Genomic DNA, 15,520 nt, shown 5'->3' with positions numbered 1-15,520 from the left:
GCGCATGGCGATCACCGCGACGGAGAAACCGCTCGAGAAGATTTTCACCTCGGATTACCGCTTCGTCATCCCCTCGTTCCAGCGCGCCTACACCTGGCGCCAGGACAACATCCGCCAGCTGGTGGAGGATGTGGACGACGCCTGCGCGGCCGATCCGCACGGCGCGTATTTCCTCGGCAGCCTGATCCTGGTGCGCGGGCACGGCTCGCAGTATCAGGTGATCGACGGCCAGCAGCGTCTCGTCTCCCTGTCCATCGTCTTCGCCGCGCTGCGCGACCTCGAGGACGACCCCGAGCTGGCGGCCGGACTCAACGCCCTGCTGCTGGAGCAGGGGGACAAGCTGCGCGGCATCGTCGCCGAGCCGCGGCTCACCCTGCGCGACCGGGACGCCGCGTTCTTCCGCTCCTCGGTGCAGGAAGGCAGCCTGGAGGCGCTGTTCGACCTTCGCGAGGAGGACTTCGACTCCAACGCGCAGCGCAACATCGCACGCAACGCGCGCGAGGCGTACGACCTGCTCGCGGCCATGGACGCGGCGCACCGGCATGACTTCGCCGCCTATCTGGTGCGGCGCGTGATGGTGGTGATCGTCACCACCGACGACCTGGCCGGCGCGCACCGCATCTTCGACGTGATGAACATGCGCGGCGTGCCCCTGACCGCCTCGGACGTGTTCAAGGCGAAAACCGTGGCGGCGCTGCCCGAGCAGACGCGCGACCTCTACGCGGCGCGGTGGGACGCCATCATGGATCCGCTCGGCGACGACCCGCAGCGCCTCGAGGAGTTCTTCGAGAGCCTGCATCTGATCCTGGCGTACAAGCCGATGTGCCTGCAGGTGCTCGCCGATTTCCTCGGCGACGTGCTGGAACCCCGCCTGGCCGCGGGGCAGGCGGCGGCGTTCGTCGATGATGTGCTGGCGCCCTACGCCCGCGCATGGCAGATGATCGCGGCGCCCACGCAGACCACGCTGCCGGACGACGTGGTCGGCTGGCTGGTCGCGTTGGATGACTATCAGTCCACCGAATGGAAGCCGGTGGCCATGTGGGCGCTGGTGCATTCGATCCGCAACCTCGGTTCGCCGGAGGCGATGGTCTTCGCACGCTCCGGCTCCCACGCCGCGGGCGCGCCGGCCCAGGATTCGGCGGCTCCCGCTGCGGCGGGCGAGCCGCTGGAACTGCATGATGTGGCCAGGCTGCTCGAGCTGCTCAGGGCGCTCGAACGCGCGGTCGGCGTGGACAGCCTCAACCGACAGGGCACGCAGCCGCGCCGCCGCCGTGCCTCCCGCGAGATCCGCGGGCTCGACAAGGGCCTGACGGTCGCGCAGGCGGGCGGATTGTCGATCACCGACGAGGACCGGCGCGCCGCGCTCATGCACCTGCGCGGCGAGCTGCAGACGAACCCGGCATTGAAACGGGCGCTGCTCATCCGTGCGAACGAGCAGCGCGAAGGCGCGCGCATCATCCGGCCGCGCAGCCTCAACGCGCTGCCGCTGCTGCCGGAACGGGTGAAGGCCGGCAGCCCGTTCGCCGCCTGGCCCGAGGCGGAGCGCGACCGGTGGACCGACCGCATCGGCAACCTGGTGCTCACCCAGGCCAACGAGAGCCAGCTCGCCCAGCTCACCACCTACGCCGCGCGGCGCGACCGGCTGCTCATGTCCGCCAGCTCGCGCCGGTTCCCGCTGACCGCCCGGCTCAAGGACATCGCCGAACTCACGCCGGCCACGCTCGAGGCGCGCCAGGAGGAGACCGTGCGCCTGCTGGCCGACTTCTGGGACATCCGCTATGACGCCGACCGCGTGGACCTCGCCGCGCTGAGCGAGGAGCATCTGTCACAGCGCACCACGGCGCGGCGCCCGACCTCCGGACGCGTGACGATCGCGCAGGTGATCGCCGCCGGACTGCTCATCCCCGGGGAGACACTGGTGTGGGAACGGCCGCGCAAGGGCGAACGCTGGACGGTGACCGTGACGCCGGAGGGCAGGCTGCGCCTGGAGGACGGCAGCGAATACGGCACGCCCACGGCGGCCGCCCGCGCCGTGGGCGGCCGCAGCGCCGGCCTCGACGTGTGGAAGCGCACCAGCGACGGGCGCAGCCTGTCCGACATCTGGAAGGCGTACCGCCTCAGGCTGCGCTGACGCGCCGGAAACCTCAGGCCTGGGGCGCGCCGTGCCGGCGGCGCAAAGGCCAAGGGATCCGGTTCGGCGCCTGGGCGAGCAGCGTGCCGGCGAAGATGAGCGCGCAGCCGGCATAGCCGCGCGGCGTCATCGTCTCGCCCAGCAGCAGCGCGCCGCCCACCGCCGAGAAGAACGACTCCAACGACAGCAGCATGGCCGCGCGCGTGGGCGGCACGAAGCGCTGACCGACCGTCTGCAACGTGTAGGCGACGCCCACCGACCCCACGCCGGCGTACACCACCGCGGGCCAGGCCGCGGCCGCGCCGGACCAGTCCACCGACCCCTCCAGCAGCGTCCCCGCCCAACTCAGCGCCGCCGTGACCGCGAACTGCACGAACGACAGCCGCACCGGGTCGACGCGCGCGCCCAAGGTGTCGATGACCAGGATGTGCACGGCGAACAGCACCGACGAGGCCAGCACGGTCAGGTCGCCCCGGTCGATGGCGCCGAAGCCGTCGGTGACGCACAGCAGATAGAAGCCGGTGAGCGCGACGGCCACGCTCACCACGGTTAGCGCCCCGACGCGCCGGTGCAGGAACAATCCCAGCAGCGGCACGATCACGATGTACAGCGCGGTGATGAAACCGGCCCGCCCCGCCGAACGCCCCCACAGGATGCCCACCTGCTGCAGCGTGGCCGCAGAGAACAGCAGCACCCCGCACAGCGCGCCCACGGCGAGCGTGCGCGCCCGACCCGCGGCCGGCGCCCCGGGACGGCCATGGGCGCGCCCGGCCCGGCGCATCACGAGGAGGACCGGCACCAGCGAGACCGCGCCCAGCGTGAAGCGCAGCGCATTGAAGAACAACGGCGACACGGCGTCCATGCCCGTCACCTGCGAGACGAACGCGAAACCCCAGATCCCGGCGGTCAGCAGCAGGCACAACGAGCCGGTGAGCGCTCTTCCCTTCATGTGCCTCACGCTAGCCGGGGCCGCTGACGGCGCAATTCCTAGCGTTCCTTCAGTCTGTCCCGTACGATGGAAGGCAGGCTCCGACGAAAGGACACGCCATGACATTCGGTCAGCAACCTCGCGGCAACGGCCAGTACGAGCCCCAGGGGGCGCCCGGCCTGAACACCGGATACCCCGGGCAGGACGGTTCCCGCCAGCCGCAGTACCAATGGAACGCCGCCCCGACGCAGGGGCAGCCGTACGCCTACGCCGGCCAGGGCGGCGCGGCGGGCGCCTACGCCACGACCGCCGCCTACTCCTACGAGCAGGTCGCCCGCGCCCGCCACACCTCCGTGACCAAGGCCTATGGCGAGATGACCATCGGCCTGCTCGTCACCGCCGGCGTCGCCCTGTTCACCCAGGCCACCGGCCTGCTCTACCGCTTCATCCTCGCCACCGGCGGCCTGGGCGTGATCGGCCTGTGCGTGGCGCAGGTGGCGCTCGCCGTCGTCCTCGGCGTGCGCGTGATGAAGATGCGCCCGGCCACCGCCCGCATCATGTTCTATGTGTACGCGGCGCTCATGGGCTTCACGCTGAGCACCATCTTCATGACGTACACGATGACCAGCATCGTGGGCGTGCTCGCCATCTGCGCGGTGTTCTTCCTCGCCCTGACCATGCTTTCCCTGACCACCAAGCTTGACATGACCAAGTTCGGGCCCGTGCTCATGGTGGGCCTGGTCGTGCTCATCGTCTCCCAGGTTGTGCTCATGTTCGTCGCGCCCTCCGACACGACGCTGCGCCTCATCGCCGGCGCCGGCGTGGTGCTGTTCGCCGGCATGACGATGTACGACGCCCAGCAGACCCGGCGGATCTTCGCCGCCTACGAGCAGGCGGGCCCCGAGATGATCCAGCGCGTCTCCATCCTGTGCGCGCTCAACCTCTACCTCGACTTCGTGAACATGTTCCTCTACCTGCTCCAGCTCTTCGGAAACCGGGAGTGACCCGGGGCGGGGAGCCCCGGGCTTCAGGCCGAGGTCTTCGGCGCGTCGCCCACCTGCGGCGCGCCGTTGATGTCGCGGTGGATGTTCTGCATCTGCACCTCGATGTTCTGCAGCGAACGGGCGCAGTCGAGCAGCGTCTGCGAATGCTCGGCCAGCTTCGCGTCCGGCAGATCCGACTTGTAGCGCAGCGCATGCTCCAGCGACGCCCAGTAGTCCATCGCGATGGTGCGGAACTGCACCTCCACCGGCGTGTAGTGCGCGCCCGAGGAGAGGAACACCGGCACCGCGTAGATGACGTGCAACGAACGGTAGCCGTTCTGCTTGGGGTTCTTGATGTAATCCTTGACGCGCAGCACCTGGATGTCCGACTGGGCGGACAGGTAGTTGGCCACCGAGTACACGTCGTCCCGGTAGTTGCAGATCACGCGGATGCCCGCCACATCGAACAGGTTGTCCCTGATGGCGCGCGTGTTGAGCGGCAGGTCGCGCCTCCGCAGCTTGCCGATGATCGAATCCACCGACTTGAGCCGGCGCTCCATGTGGTGGATCGGGTCGTGGCTGAACCGCACCTGGAACTCGTCGTCCAGGATCTCCAGCTTCGTGGAGATTTCGTACATCGCCCCCTCGTACACCTGCATGAGGTCGATGAACTCGCTCACCTCGTCGAGGTCGAAGCGCGCCCCGTTGTAGTCCACGGAGCTGAGTCTGGCCTTGATGCCGGAGGCGTTCACCCGGCTGTGTCGGTCTAGTATCACGAAGCCCATGATACCCACCATCGCGCGGCCAAGCTGGGCGAACCATGGGAAACGGGGGTGCGCCGCGTGACGGCGGCGGGGCCGCATCCCGCCCCGCGGTTACCATGGGGTGCCATGAACGAAGACATGATGACCGGGGCGGAGCGCGCCTCAGCCACCGCCGCCACCCTCCCCGCGCCGGGGGAGCGCGGCAAGGGCGTGTACTACATTCATACCCTCGGCTGCCAGATGAACGTGCATGACTCCGAACGCATCGCCGGCATCCTGGAGGCCGACGGCTATGTGCCCGCCACCGGCGAGCAGGTCGAGGCCCATGACCTCGACCTCATCGTGCTCAACACCTGCGCGGTGCGCGAGAACGCCGCCGAACGCATGTACGGTACCGTGGGCCTGTGGCATCAGATGACGCGCGAACGCCCGGGCCTGCAGATCGCCGTCGGCGGGTGCATGGCCCAGCTCGATCGTGAGAAGATCGCCAGGCGCGCCCCGTGGGTGTCCGCCGTGTTCGGCACGAAGAACCTCGACGTGCTGCCCCGGCTCCTGGATCGCAACCGGGCCACCGGCGAGCCGCAGGTCGAGGTCGCCGACGACCTGCAGTGCTTCCCGAGCGACCTGCCCGCCCACCGTGCCTCCGCCGTCAGCTCGTGGGTGGCCATCTCCGTGGGCTGCAACAACACCTGCACGTTCTGCATCGTGCCGACCACGCGCGGCAAGGAACGCGACCGCCGCCCCGGCGACATCCTCGCCGAGGTGCGCGGCTGCGTCGCCGGCGGCGCCAAGGAGGTCACGCTGCTCGGTCAGAACGTCAACTCCTTCGGCTACGGCATCGGTGACCGCTACGCCTTCTCCAAGCTGCTTCGGGCCTGCGGCGAGGTCGAGGGCCTGGAGCGCGTGCGCTTCACCTCGCCCCACCCGGCTGCCTTCACCGACGACGTGATTGCCGCGATGGCCGAGACCCCGAACGTCATGCATCAGCTGCACATGCCCCTGCAGTCCGGCTCCGACCGGATCCTGAGGGCCATGCGCCGCTCCTACCGCACCAGCCGCTTCATGGATATCCTGGGCAAGGTGCGCGAGGCGATGCCCGACGCGCAGATCTCCACCGACATCATCGTCGGCTTCCCCGGCGAGACCGAGGAGGACTTCCAGGCCACGCTCGACCTGGTGGAGCGGGCCCGCTTCTCCTCCGCCTTCACGTTCATCTACTCGCCGCGCCCCGGCACGCCCGCCGCCACGATGGAGCAGGTGCCGCACGAGGTGGCCCAGGAGCGCCTTGAACGTCTCATCGCCCTGCAGGAGCGGATCACCGAGGAGAACCTGAGGTCCTTCGAAGGCCGCGACGTCGAGGTCATGGTCACCGGCGCGGCCGGTAGGAAGGACGGCGACACGCACCGCGTCACCGGCCGCGAACGCACCGGCGTGCTCGTGCACATCGGCGTGCCCGAGGGCATGCCCGCGCCCCGGGTCGGCGACTTCGTCACCGCCACCGTCACCCATGCCGGCCGGCACAACCTCATCGCCGACCCCGATCCGAAGGCGGGGCAGACCTACCATGTGCGCCACTGAGCATACGGCCGCGGCCGCGCCCTGCGCCGGCGAGCCGCAGGCGGGGGAGCGCGGCCCGCGCGTCGTCTCCATCGTCGGGCCGACCGCCTCCGGCAAAACCGGGCTCGGCATCGCCATCGCCAAGCGTCTCGCCGCGCGCGGCGAACGCGCCGAGATCGTCAACGCGGACGCCTACCAGATGTACCGCGGCATGGACATCGGCACCGCCAAGCCCACGCCCGCCGAACAGGCCGAAGTGCCCCACCATCTCATCGACATCATCGACCCCGACGAGGCGATGACCGTCGCCCGCTTCCAGCGCCTCGCCCGCGCCACCATCGCCGACCTCAGGTCGCGTGGCATCCGGCCGATCCTGGTCGGCGGGTCGGGACTCTACGCGCGCGCCGCCATCGACGACATCACCTTCCCCGGCACCGACCCCGCGGTGCGCGCGCGCCTGGAGGAGCGCGAACGCGCCGAAGGCGCCACCGCCCTGTTCGAGGAGCTCAAGGCGAAGGATCCCGAGGCCGCCTCGCGCATGGACCCGCGCAACCCCCGGCGCACCATCCGCGCCCTCGAAGTCATCGAACTGACCGGCCGGCCCTACTCGGCCAGCCTGCCGCGGTACCGCTACGTCATCCCCACCGTGCAGATCGGACTCGACCTCGACCGCGCCGAGCTCGACCGGCGCATCTGGGCGCGCACGCAGCGCATGCGCGAGGACGGTTTCCTCGACGAGGTGCGTCGCCTGCGCCCGCATCTGGGCTTCACCGCCGGCCGCGCCCTGGGCTACCAGCAGATGATTGACCTGCTGGACGGCATGTGGGACGAGGAGGACGACGCCTGGGCCGACATCGCGCAGAAAACCAGCCGCCTGGCCCGCAAGCAGATGGGCTGGTTCGGCCGCGACCCACGTATCCACTGGCTGGCCGCGCTCAACCCCCGCCTCGTGGACAACGCGATGGCCGTCATCGGCCACGCCGACGCCGGCGACTACGACGCCATCGGCGCCCAGGCCGACGCCTACGTCCAGCACCACCTGGGCGACCTCACCGCCTGAGCCGGCCCCGGCCGGGGCGGCCGGTCAGTGGGCCGGGCCCTGGTCCCAGCCGGCGATCAGGCAGATGCGCGTCGGATTCGCCGGCCGGCAGATCCGGTCGAACATCCGCTCGAAGCCGGTGGTGTCGCCGCGGTAGGCCGCGTGCTTGGCCTCCTTGTACTCGCTGCGCGTCACCGTGCCCCAGTCGAGGTCCCAGCCGGCGTCATGCGCCAGGCGGGAGACGAAGATGCGCAGCGTCATCGCGTTGCCGCCGCGGAACGGATGCAGGTAGCCCAGCTCGTCGAGGATATGCGCCAGCTCGCGCACGAACTCCACGCGGTCCATGACCGTCAGGTTGCGCTTCTCCGCCAGCTCCATCGCGATGTTATGCGCGCCGGTCTCGATGAGAACCGCAGGGAAGAACGCCTCGGGATTGCGCGCGCGCCTCGTGTCGTCCGTTTTGCCGCGCGCCACGTCCGAGCCGCGCAGCCGGCCCGCGTCGTCGAACACGCCGTCGAACAGCCCCCGGTGGATCGCCACCAGCTCCGCCAGGTCGCCGGAGGGCTCCCAGCCGCGCTGGGCGAGCAGCACGGTGCGGGCGAACACCGAATCCGCCCGGTCGCGCGCCGTCTCGTCGAGGCTGCCGTCCGCCAGCCGCTTGCGCATCGCGTCCGTGGACTGGTCGGCCGCGTCGATGAGCCCGTCCACGTCGATGTCGCCATGCTGGTACCGCGCCGCGGCGCGCATCGTCGCATCGCCCGGCTCCATCGCTTCCAACGCGCAGTTCCGCAATGCGAAGGCGACTGCGCTCGCCCGTTCCGCTGGAGTCATGCCTCGATGGTACCCCCTCGGCGCCGCCGGCCGAAACCGGCCGGCCGGGCCCGCCTTCCGAGGTACGCGCGGTTCGCTAGATTGGAACCGCTATGGTTGACACGACACGAAGCCCCAGGAAGAACGGCACGTCCAGCGCACGCGGCGGCTCGTCCGGCGCCAGATCCTCCCGCCCGGCCGCAGGAGGCGCCCGCGGCGAGGCGGGCGCGGACCTGCCCGAGCCGCTCTGGAAGCGCGCCCTTCTGGCCATCCCGCGCGCGGTCGGCTCCGGCGTGCGCGCCGTCACCGGCGTGGGGGAGTACGACCCCGCCTACCGGCGCGACGGCCTGTGCTTCCTGCTCATGGTGCTGGCCGTGTTCTTCTGCGCCTCCGAATGGTTCCGCGTCACCGGGCCGCTCGGCGTGTTCCTCCACGCCGTCGCCTCCGGCGTGTTCGGCCTGATGAGCGTCGTGCTGCCGGTGCTGCTCGCCATCGTCGCCATCCGCCTCATGCGCAACTCCGGCAAGGCCTCCGACAATCCGCGCGTCGTCACCGGCTGGGTGCTGCTGCTGTGGTCCATCTGCTCGATCATCGACGTCGTCCTCGCCTCCGACGTGCCCGGCTTCTCCCTCGCCGCCCTGCAGCAGGCGGGCGGCCTCGTCGGCTTCGTGCTCGGCTCCCCGCTGGCCTGGGGCCTGTCGAAGGCCTTCGCGATCGTCGTGTTCGTCGTCGTCGGCCTGTTCTCCCTGCTCATGATCACCCGCACCCACGTCACCGACCTGCCGCAGGACCTCCGCCGGCTGCGCGAGCGCTTCGCGGGCCGGTCCGCCGGCAAGGCTGCGGACGCCGGCGAAGACGAGGCGGACGCCTTCCCCAACGAGGTGCGCGTCGGCGACGCCACGCTGCCCCTCGCCGACGGCGTGCCCACCCACGACGACGGCGACGACGGCGACGACGGGCCCGCGGCCCGTCCCGGCCTGTTCTCCCGGCTGACCGGCCTGTTCTCCCGCCGCCGCAAGGACGGCGGCGACCCGAGCCTCGAGCGCTACGAAGGCGACGACCCCTTCGCCCGCGCCGCCAGCAGCCACGGCGCGACCGCCGAAACCCCCATCGTCGACGACGCCACGCTCGCCGTGCCCGCCGCCGGCATCGCCCCCGCCGGCGCCCGCTCCGTCGCCTCCGCGCTCGCCCGCGCCGCCGAGGCCACCGAAGCCCTCGACGCGGCCCCCGCCGTCCGCACCGTCGTCTCCTCGGCGGCCGGACCGGGCGCGGCCGACCCCTGGGCCGCGCTCGCCGACGACACGCAGGCCGGCCCGGCCGAGGTCGCCGACGCGACCGCCGCGGCCGGCACCGGCGCCTACGGGGCCGACGAAGGCGCCAACGCCGACAACCGCGGCGCCGGAACGGCCGGGGACGCCGCGGGCGGAGCCCCCGGCGCGGACGTCCCCTCGGCGGACGACGCCGAGCATCCTTACCAGCTGCCCAGCCTCGACCTGCTCGCCAAGGGCCAGCCGCATGCGGCCCGCACCCCCGCCAACGACCGGGTCATCGCCGCCCTGACCTCCACCTTCCAGCAGTTCAAGGTCGACGCACGCGTCGTCGGCTTCCTGCGCGGCCCGTCCGTCACCCAGTACGAGGTCGAGCTCGGCGCCGGCGTCAAAGTGGAGAAGGTCACCAACCTGCAGAAGAACATCGCCTACGCGGTGGCCAGTTCCGACGTGCGCATCCTCTCGCCGATCCCCGGCAAATCCGCGATCGGCATCGAGATCCCCAACGCCGACCGCGAGATCGTGCACCTGGGCGACGTGCTGCGCTCGGACAAGGCGAGGAACGACCCCAATCCGATGCTCACAGGCGTGGGCAAGGACGTCGAGGGCCATTTCGTGACCGCCGACCTCGCCAAGATGCCCCATCTGCTCGTCGCCGGCGCCACCGGAAGCGGCAAGTCGAGCTTCATCAACTCGATGCTCACCTCGATCATCATGCGTGCCACGCCCGAGCAGGTGCGCCTGATCATGGTCGACCCCAAGCGCGTGGAACTGTCCGCCTACGCCGGCATCCCGCACCTGCTCACGCCCATCATCACCGACCCGAAGAAGGCCGCCCAATCCCTGGAATGGGTGGTCAAGGAGATGGACGCCCGCTACTCCGACCTGGAGTTCTTCGGCTTCCGCCACATCAAGGACTTCAACGAGGCCGTGCGCGCCGGCAAGGTGCACGCCCCGGCCGGCTCCAACCGCAAGGTGGCGCCCTACCCGTACATCCTCGTCGTCGTCGACGAGATGGCCGACCTCATGATGGTGGCCAAGAACGACGTCGAATCCTCGATCCAGCGCATCACCCAGCTGGCCCGCGCCGCCGGCGTACACCTCGTGCTCGCCACGCAGCGGCCGAGCGTGGACGTGGTCACCGGCCTCATCAAGGCCAACATCCCCTCCCGCCTCGCCTTCGCCACCTCCTCGGCCACCGATTCGCGCGTCATCCTCGACACCACCGGCGCCGAGACGCTGATCGGCCAGGGCGACGCGCTGTTCCTGCCGATGGGCACCGCCAAGCCCATCCGCGTGCAGGGCGCGTGGGTGAGCGAATCCGAGATCCGCAAGGCCGTCGAGTTCACGCGCACCCAGCGCAAGCCCCGCTACCGCGAGGACATCGAGCAGATGGCCGCCGAGGCGGAGCACAAGGCCGTGGAACCGGACGAGGAGATCGGCGACGACATGGACCTGCTGCTGCAGGCCGCCGAACTCGTGGTCACCACGCAGTTCGGCTCCACCTCGATGCTGCAGCGCAAGCTGCGCGTCGGCTTCGCGAAGGCCGGCAGGCTCATGGACCTGCTGGAGTCGCGCGGCGTGGTCGGCCCGTCCGAGGGATCCAAGGCGCGCCAGGTGCTCGTCCAGCCGCCGGACCTGCCGCAGGTGCTCGCGTTCATCCGCGGCGAGACCGACGCGATCGTGCCCTCCGCCGCGGCCGGCCAGTGACGGCCTGAGCCCGGCGGTTCGCAGCGTTCCCTGCGCCCGCTGCCAGCTCATTGCCAGCGGCGAGGTAGGCCAGCGGGCGTACAGTGTGGAGACATGACTGACGAACGGAACAAAGCCGCACTTGCCGCAAGCGCCGCCAAGCCGTCCCTGCTGGACGGCTGGAACGCCCCGCCGAACCTGGTCACCTACGCGCGCATCGTGCTGGTCGTGGTGCTGCTCGTGCTCATGTGCCTGGCCGGCCCGTGGGGCGAGGACAACCTGCCGATGCGGTGGGCGGCCGCCGTGCTGTTCATCATCGCCGCCTCCACCGATAAGATCGACGGCTGGATGGCGCGCAAATACGATCAGGTCACCGAGATGGGCAAGCTCATGGACCCCATCGCCGACAAGCTGCTCACCTGCGGCACGATGGTCGTTGCCTCCGTGTTCGGCGAACTGGCGTGGTGGGTCACCGTGCTGTTCCTCGTGCGCGAGATCGGCATCACCGTCATGCGCTTCTTCGTGATGGAACGCCCCGGCGGCAAGGTCATCGCCGCCGCCTGGCCCGGCAAGCTCAAGACAGTGTTCCAGTGCATCGGCCTGTCCATGCTGCTGTTGCCGATGTGGTCGCTCGACCTGCGCGTGCCCACGCCCGCCTGGCTCACCGCCTACACCTGGGCCACCCAAGTGCTGATCTATGTGGCGCTGGTGCTGTGCCTGTACTCCGGCGTGGTGTACCTGGTCAACACCTTCGGCGGCAGGAAGGGCGCCGACGCCTGAGCGCGGGCCCGTGTCCCAGGAGGTTGCGATGAGCGACAGTGCGACGATGGCACGGTGGCAGCGGCGGTGCGACGCGCTCGCCGCGCCGGTGCTCGCATGGTGCGTGCGGCGCGGCCTGAAGCTCGCCTGCGCCGAATCCCTGACCGGCGGCCTGCTCGCCGACGCCTTCGTGCGCATCCCCGGCGCCTCCGACTCCTTCCTCGGCTCCGCCGTCACCTACGACATCCGCGCCAAGGCCAGCATCCTCGGCATCGACCGCGCCCTGCTGGAGCGCGAGGGCGCCGTCCACCCCGAGGTGGCGCGGCAGATGGCCGCCGCCACCGCCCGCCTCTACGACCAGCCCGGCTACCACGGGGTCGTGGGATTGTCCACGACCGGCGTCGCCGGCCCCGGCCCCGACGGGGACAAGCCCGCCGGCCTCGTGTACGTCGGCCTGTCACTGCCCGGGGCGGAGGCCGACGCCCTTGCGCAGACGCTGCCGGCCCTGGCGGCGGAACCCACCGCGCCCGGCGCGGTCCCCATCATCGGCGGCGCCGGAGCCTGGGCGGGGGAGCGGCACGACGCCGACGGCCGGCGCACCATCGCCGCCGAACTGCGGCTCGGCGGCGACCGTCCCGCGGTGCGGCGGCTCGCCGTCCTCGATATTCTGGCGATCGTAAGCGCACTGTCAGGATGTTCACAGGAATAAACGGGCATCGTGGGGGATTGACAGTACTGGAAGGCATCACATCAAACGACAACCAAGGGGGACGAGCATGGAGACGATGACGCGCACCGCAGCACAGACCGAGGTCCCGGCCATGGCGCCGGAGATCGTCCGGCCCGGCACCGCACGGACCCAGGAACTCACGCCGGCCCAGCGCCGCGCCGTGATATTCGCCCAGCAGCAGGTGATCCGCGCCCGCGCCGCGCGCAAGGCCAAGGACGAGCGCCAGGCGGCGCTGAACCGCCTGTGGCATGAGGAGGACGCCGCCGAGGCGCCCCGCCGCGAGGACCACCGGCCCGCCAAGGAGACCGGCGAACCGAAGACCATCTCCCTGCGCGGCGCCATCGGACGGGTGCTGCGCGACCTGCGCACCCGCGACCACAAGACCCTGCGCGAGGTCTCCGAGAAGGCCGGCGTCTCGCTCGGCTACCTGTCCGAGGTGGAGCGCGGGCAGAAGGAGGCCAGCTCGGAGCTGCTGTGCTCCATCGCCCAGGCGCTGGGCGTCAGCTGCGCGCAGATGCTGCGCCTCGTCGCCGACTACCTCGACTCCGTCGAGGAGTGAGCGGCGACTCAACGGAGGCGTCGCCATGAGGGAACGGGAATTCTGGGAACTGCTCGAAGAGGTCTTCGGCCGTGGCTACGGCCGTTCGCTCGCCCATGACCAGGCGCTGGCCAAGCTCGGCGGCATGAGCGTGGTCGAGGCCCTCGAGGCGGGGGAGGAGCCCCGCTTGGTCTGGAATGTGCTGTGCGACCAGATGGATGTGCCCGATTCCAGGCGCTGGGGACGCGACCACAACGCGCCGCCGATGCCCCACGGCCGCTGACGGCGCGTTGTTCGAACATTTGTTCGCCTCGCTCGCTATAGTGGGCGCAGTACGGCGGATGGCGTGCGCGACACGCCCGGAGCGGAGGATCCGACCACAATGCCCTGGCGGGATTGCGCCCGCTCGGACGGGGCCCGTACCGTGGACGCGAACGAACCGCCAGCGACGCAAAGGAGAACATCATGGCACAGCAGGCGAAGGCCGCGGCCAAGGCGGGCGAGGCGCCGGCCAAGCACGAGATCGACCCCAAGCGCAAGGCCGCGCTCGACACCGCGCTCGCGCAGGTGGAGAAAAGCTTCGGCAAGGGCTCGGCGATGCGCCTGGGCGACCGGCCCGAGCAGGACGTGGAGGTCATCCCCACCGGCTCCCTGGCCCTCGACATGGCCCTCGGCATCGGCGGCCTGCCCAAGGGGCGCGTCGTGGAGATCTACGGCCCCGAATCCTCCGGCAAGACGACGCTTGCGCTCCACGTCGTCGCCAACGCGCAGCGCGAGGGCGGCGTGGCCGCGTTCATCGACGCCGAGCACGCCCTCGACCCGGTGTACGCGCGCAAACTCGGCGTCGACACCGACTCCCTCATTGTCTCCCAACCCGACAACGGCGAGCAGGCCCTGGAGATCGCCGATATGCTCATCCGTTCCGGGGCACTCGACGTCATCGTCATCGACTCGGTGGCCGCCCTGGTGCCCAAGGCCGAGATCGAAGGCGAGATGGGCGACAGCCACGTGGGCCTGCAGGCCCGCCTCATGAGCCAGGCGCTGCGCAAGATGACCGGCGCGCTCGCCCAGGCCGGCACCACCGCCATCTTCATCAACCAGCTGCGCGAGAAGATCGGCGTGATGTTCGGCAACCCCGAGACCACCACCGGTGGCAAGGCCTTGAAGTTCTACTCCTCCGTGCGCCTCGACATCCGCCGCATCGCCGCCCTGAAGAACGGCGAGGACGTGGTCGGCAACCGCACGCGCGTCAAGGTGGTCAAGAACAAGATGGCCCCGCCGTTCAAATCCGCCGAATTCGACGTGCTCTACGGCGAGGGCATCTCCCGCGAGGGCTCCGTGCTCGACATGGCCCTGCAGGTCGGCGTCGTGCGCAAATCCGGCTCCTGGTTCACCTACGGCGACGGCCAGCTCGGCCAGGGCCGCGAGAACGTGCGCCGCTTCCTCAAGGAGCACCAGGACATCACCAAGCAGATCGAGGACAAGGTCAAGGTCGAGTTCGGCCTGCTGGAGCCCACCGACCAGTTCGCCGAGGACGAGGCCGCCGAGGCCGCCGACGGCGCCGCGCCGGCCGGCAAGACTCCCGCCAAGTCCGCCGACGCCGCCGGCAAGGCGGCTGACGCCAAGTGATCGGCGCCGAGGCCTTCCTCGCCGCCCACGGCGTCGCCATCCCCGCCGGGGCCGCGGACGCGGCGGCGGGGCGGACCTGCGTGCCGCCGGCTCGCTCGAGGCGCGGCGGCGCCGGCCGGCCGGCTACGGGCGGCCGCGGCCGTTGGGGCGGTGGCGCGGCCGCCGCGCCGGACGATCCGGACGACTACGAGGCCTGCCGCGAGGCGGCGCTGCGCCTGCTCGACGCGGCGCCGCGCTCCTCCGGCGCCCTGCGCGAGCGGCTGGTCGCCAAAGGCTATACGGAGGCAACCGCGGCAGCCGTCGTGGACAGGCTCGCCGAGGTGAGCCTGCTGGACGACCGCGCCTACGCCGAATCCGTCGTGCGCCAATGCGCCGCGCGGATGCTCGGACGCCGCGCCACCATGGTGGAGCTGACGCGCAAGGGCGTCGCCCGCACGCTGGCGGAGGAGGTGGCCGAGGAGGCCGCCCAGGCCGGCGTGTTCGAGGATGCGGCATGGGAACTCGGACGCAAGGTCGCCGCGCGCACCCGCGGCCTGGATTCCGCCGTGCGCAAACGCCGTCTCTGGTCGGCCGGCGCGCGCAAGGGGCATGGTCCCGATGTGCTGCGCGAGGTCGCCCAGGTCCTCATCGACGGGGACGGCACCTTCGACGACTGACCGCGGGCGGCGGGCCGGGACGTGACCCGCGGCCGATAT

General features: G+C 70.8%; 14 protein-coding genes. 11 read left to right on the top strand and 3 right to left on the bottom strand.

Translation table 11 applies throughout. The features are described from left to right. The first annotated feature begins 4 nt into the window (after nucleotides 1-4). Nucleotides 5-2,131, top strand: a complete 2,127-nt coding sequence (locus H7U32_RS04050; RefSeq protein WP_204468306.1) for a GmrSD restriction endonuclease domain-containing protein — start codon at nucleotides 5-7, stop codon at nucleotides 2,129-2,131. Nucleotides 2,132-2,144: 13 nt separating this feature from the next. Here H7U32_RS04050 and H7U32_RS04045 read toward each other — a convergent pair whose 3' ends face one another. Next, nucleotides 2,145-3,080 carry a DMT family transporter gene (locus tag H7U32_RS04045; protein ID WP_204468304.1) on the bottom strand — a complete coding sequence of 312 codons (936 nt, stop codon included), beginning with the start codon at nucleotides 3,078-3,080 and terminating at the stop codon, nucleotides 2,145-2,147. Nucleotides 3,081-3,178: 98 nt separating this feature from the next. On the opposite strand from H7U32_RS04045, the gene H7U32_RS04040 reads away from it, so the two are divergent. Then, nucleotides 3,179-4,063 (top strand): Bax inhibitor-1/YccA family protein, encoded by an 885-nt coding sequence (locus tag H7U32_RS04040; protein WP_204468302.1) that lies wholly within the window; start codon nucleotides 3,179-3,181, stop codon nucleotides 4,061-4,063. Nucleotides 4,064-4,086: 23 nt separating this feature from the next. Here the strand turns inward: H7U32_RS04040 and H7U32_RS04035 are convergent, their stop codons facing one another. Then, entirely contained in the window at nucleotides 4,087-4,827 is a 741-nt protein-coding gene (locus tag H7U32_RS04035) for a GTP pyrophosphokinase (RefSeq protein ID WP_204468301.1), read from the bottom strand. Nucleotides 4,828-4,932: 105 nt separating this feature from the next. Between H7U32_RS04035 and miaB the strand changes: the two genes are divergently transcribed. Further along, nucleotides 4,933-6,384, top strand: coding sequence for a tRNA (N6-isopentenyl adenosine(37)-C2)-methylthiotransferase MiaB (gene miaB, locus H7U32_RS04030; protein ID WP_204468299.1), 1,452 nt, complete (start codon nucleotides 4,933-4,935; stop codon nucleotides 6,382-6,384). After that, complete coding sequence (gene miaA / locus H7U32_RS04025; protein ID WP_204468297.1) at nucleotides 6,371-7,423, top strand: tRNA (adenosine(37)-N6)-dimethylallyltransferase MiaA; 1,053 nt, start codon at nucleotides 6,371-6,373, stop codon at nucleotides 7,421-7,423. Before miaB ends, miaA begins: the two co-directional genes overlap by 14 nt. A gap of 24 nt (nucleotides 7,424-7,447) precedes the next feature. Here miaA and H7U32_RS04020 read toward each other — a convergent pair whose 3' ends face one another. Beyond that, nucleotides 7,448-8,233, bottom strand: coding sequence for a Fic family protein (locus tag H7U32_RS04020; protein ID WP_204468295.1), 786 nt, complete (start codon nucleotides 8,231-8,233; stop codon nucleotides 7,448-7,450). Nucleotides 8,234-8,325: 92 nt separating this feature from the next. Between H7U32_RS04020 and H7U32_RS04015 the strand changes: the two genes are divergently transcribed. The 7 genes from H7U32_RS04015 to H7U32_RS03985 all read left to right on the top strand — a co-directional run bounded on the left by H7U32_RS04015 (nucleotide 8,326) and on the right by H7U32_RS03985 (nucleotide 15,481). After that, the gene (locus H7U32_RS04015; protein ID WP_204468294.1) at nucleotides 8,326-11,190 is read left to right on the top strand and encodes an FtsK/SpoIIIE family DNA translocase; all 2,865 of its coding nucleotides are present in this window, start codon (nucleotides 8,326-8,328) and stop codon (nucleotides 11,188-11,190) included. A gap of 93 nt (nucleotides 11,191-11,283) precedes the next feature. Further along, complete coding sequence (gene pgsA, locus H7U32_RS04010; protein ID WP_204468292.1) at nucleotides 11,284-11,949, top strand: CDP-diacylglycerol--glycerol-3-phosphate 3-phosphatidyltransferase; 666 nt, start codon at nucleotides 11,284-11,286, stop codon at nucleotides 11,947-11,949. A gap of 28 nt (nucleotides 11,950-11,977) precedes the next feature. Beyond that, nucleotides 11,978-12,637, top strand: a complete 660-nt coding sequence (locus H7U32_RS04005; RefSeq protein ID WP_204468290.1) for a CinA family protein — start codon at nucleotides 11,978-11,980, stop codon at nucleotides 12,635-12,637. Between the two features lie 67 nt (nucleotides 12,638-12,704). Then, the gene (locus tag H7U32_RS04000; RefSeq protein ID WP_204468288.1) at nucleotides 12,705-13,217 is read left to right on the top strand and encodes a helix-turn-helix domain-containing protein; all 513 of its coding nucleotides are present in this window, start codon (nucleotides 12,705-12,707) and stop codon (nucleotides 13,215-13,217) included. Between the two features lie 25 nt (nucleotides 13,218-13,242). Further along, a complete protein-coding gene (locus tag H7U32_RS03995) occupies nucleotides 13,243-13,479 on the top strand; it encodes a DUF3046 domain-containing protein (protein WP_204468286.1) in 237 nt (78 codons plus the stop codon). A gap of 182 nt (nucleotides 13,480-13,661) precedes the next feature. Further along, nucleotides 13,662-14,825, top strand: a complete 1,164-nt coding sequence (recA, locus tag H7U32_RS03990) for a recombinase RecA (RefSeq protein WP_204468284.1) — start codon at nucleotides 13,662-13,664, stop codon at nucleotides 14,823-14,825. Next, nucleotides 14,822-15,481 carry a regulatory protein RecX gene (locus H7U32_RS03985; protein WP_323804571.1) on the top strand — a complete coding sequence of 220 codons (660 nt, stop codon included), beginning with the start codon at nucleotides 14,822-14,824 and terminating at the stop codon, nucleotides 15,479-15,481. The genes recA and H7U32_RS03985 overlap by 4 nt, the downstream gene beginning before the upstream one ends. Nucleotides 15,482-15,520 lie beyond the last annotated feature (39 nt).

Source organism: Bifidobacterium pullorum subsp. saeculare (assembly GCF_016899725.1).
Classification (GTDB): Bacteria; Actinomycetota; Actinomycetes; order Actinomycetales; family Bifidobacteriaceae; genus Bifidobacterium; species Bifidobacterium pullorum_C.
This window is presented reverse-complemented; position numbering and strand designations above follow the sequence as displayed.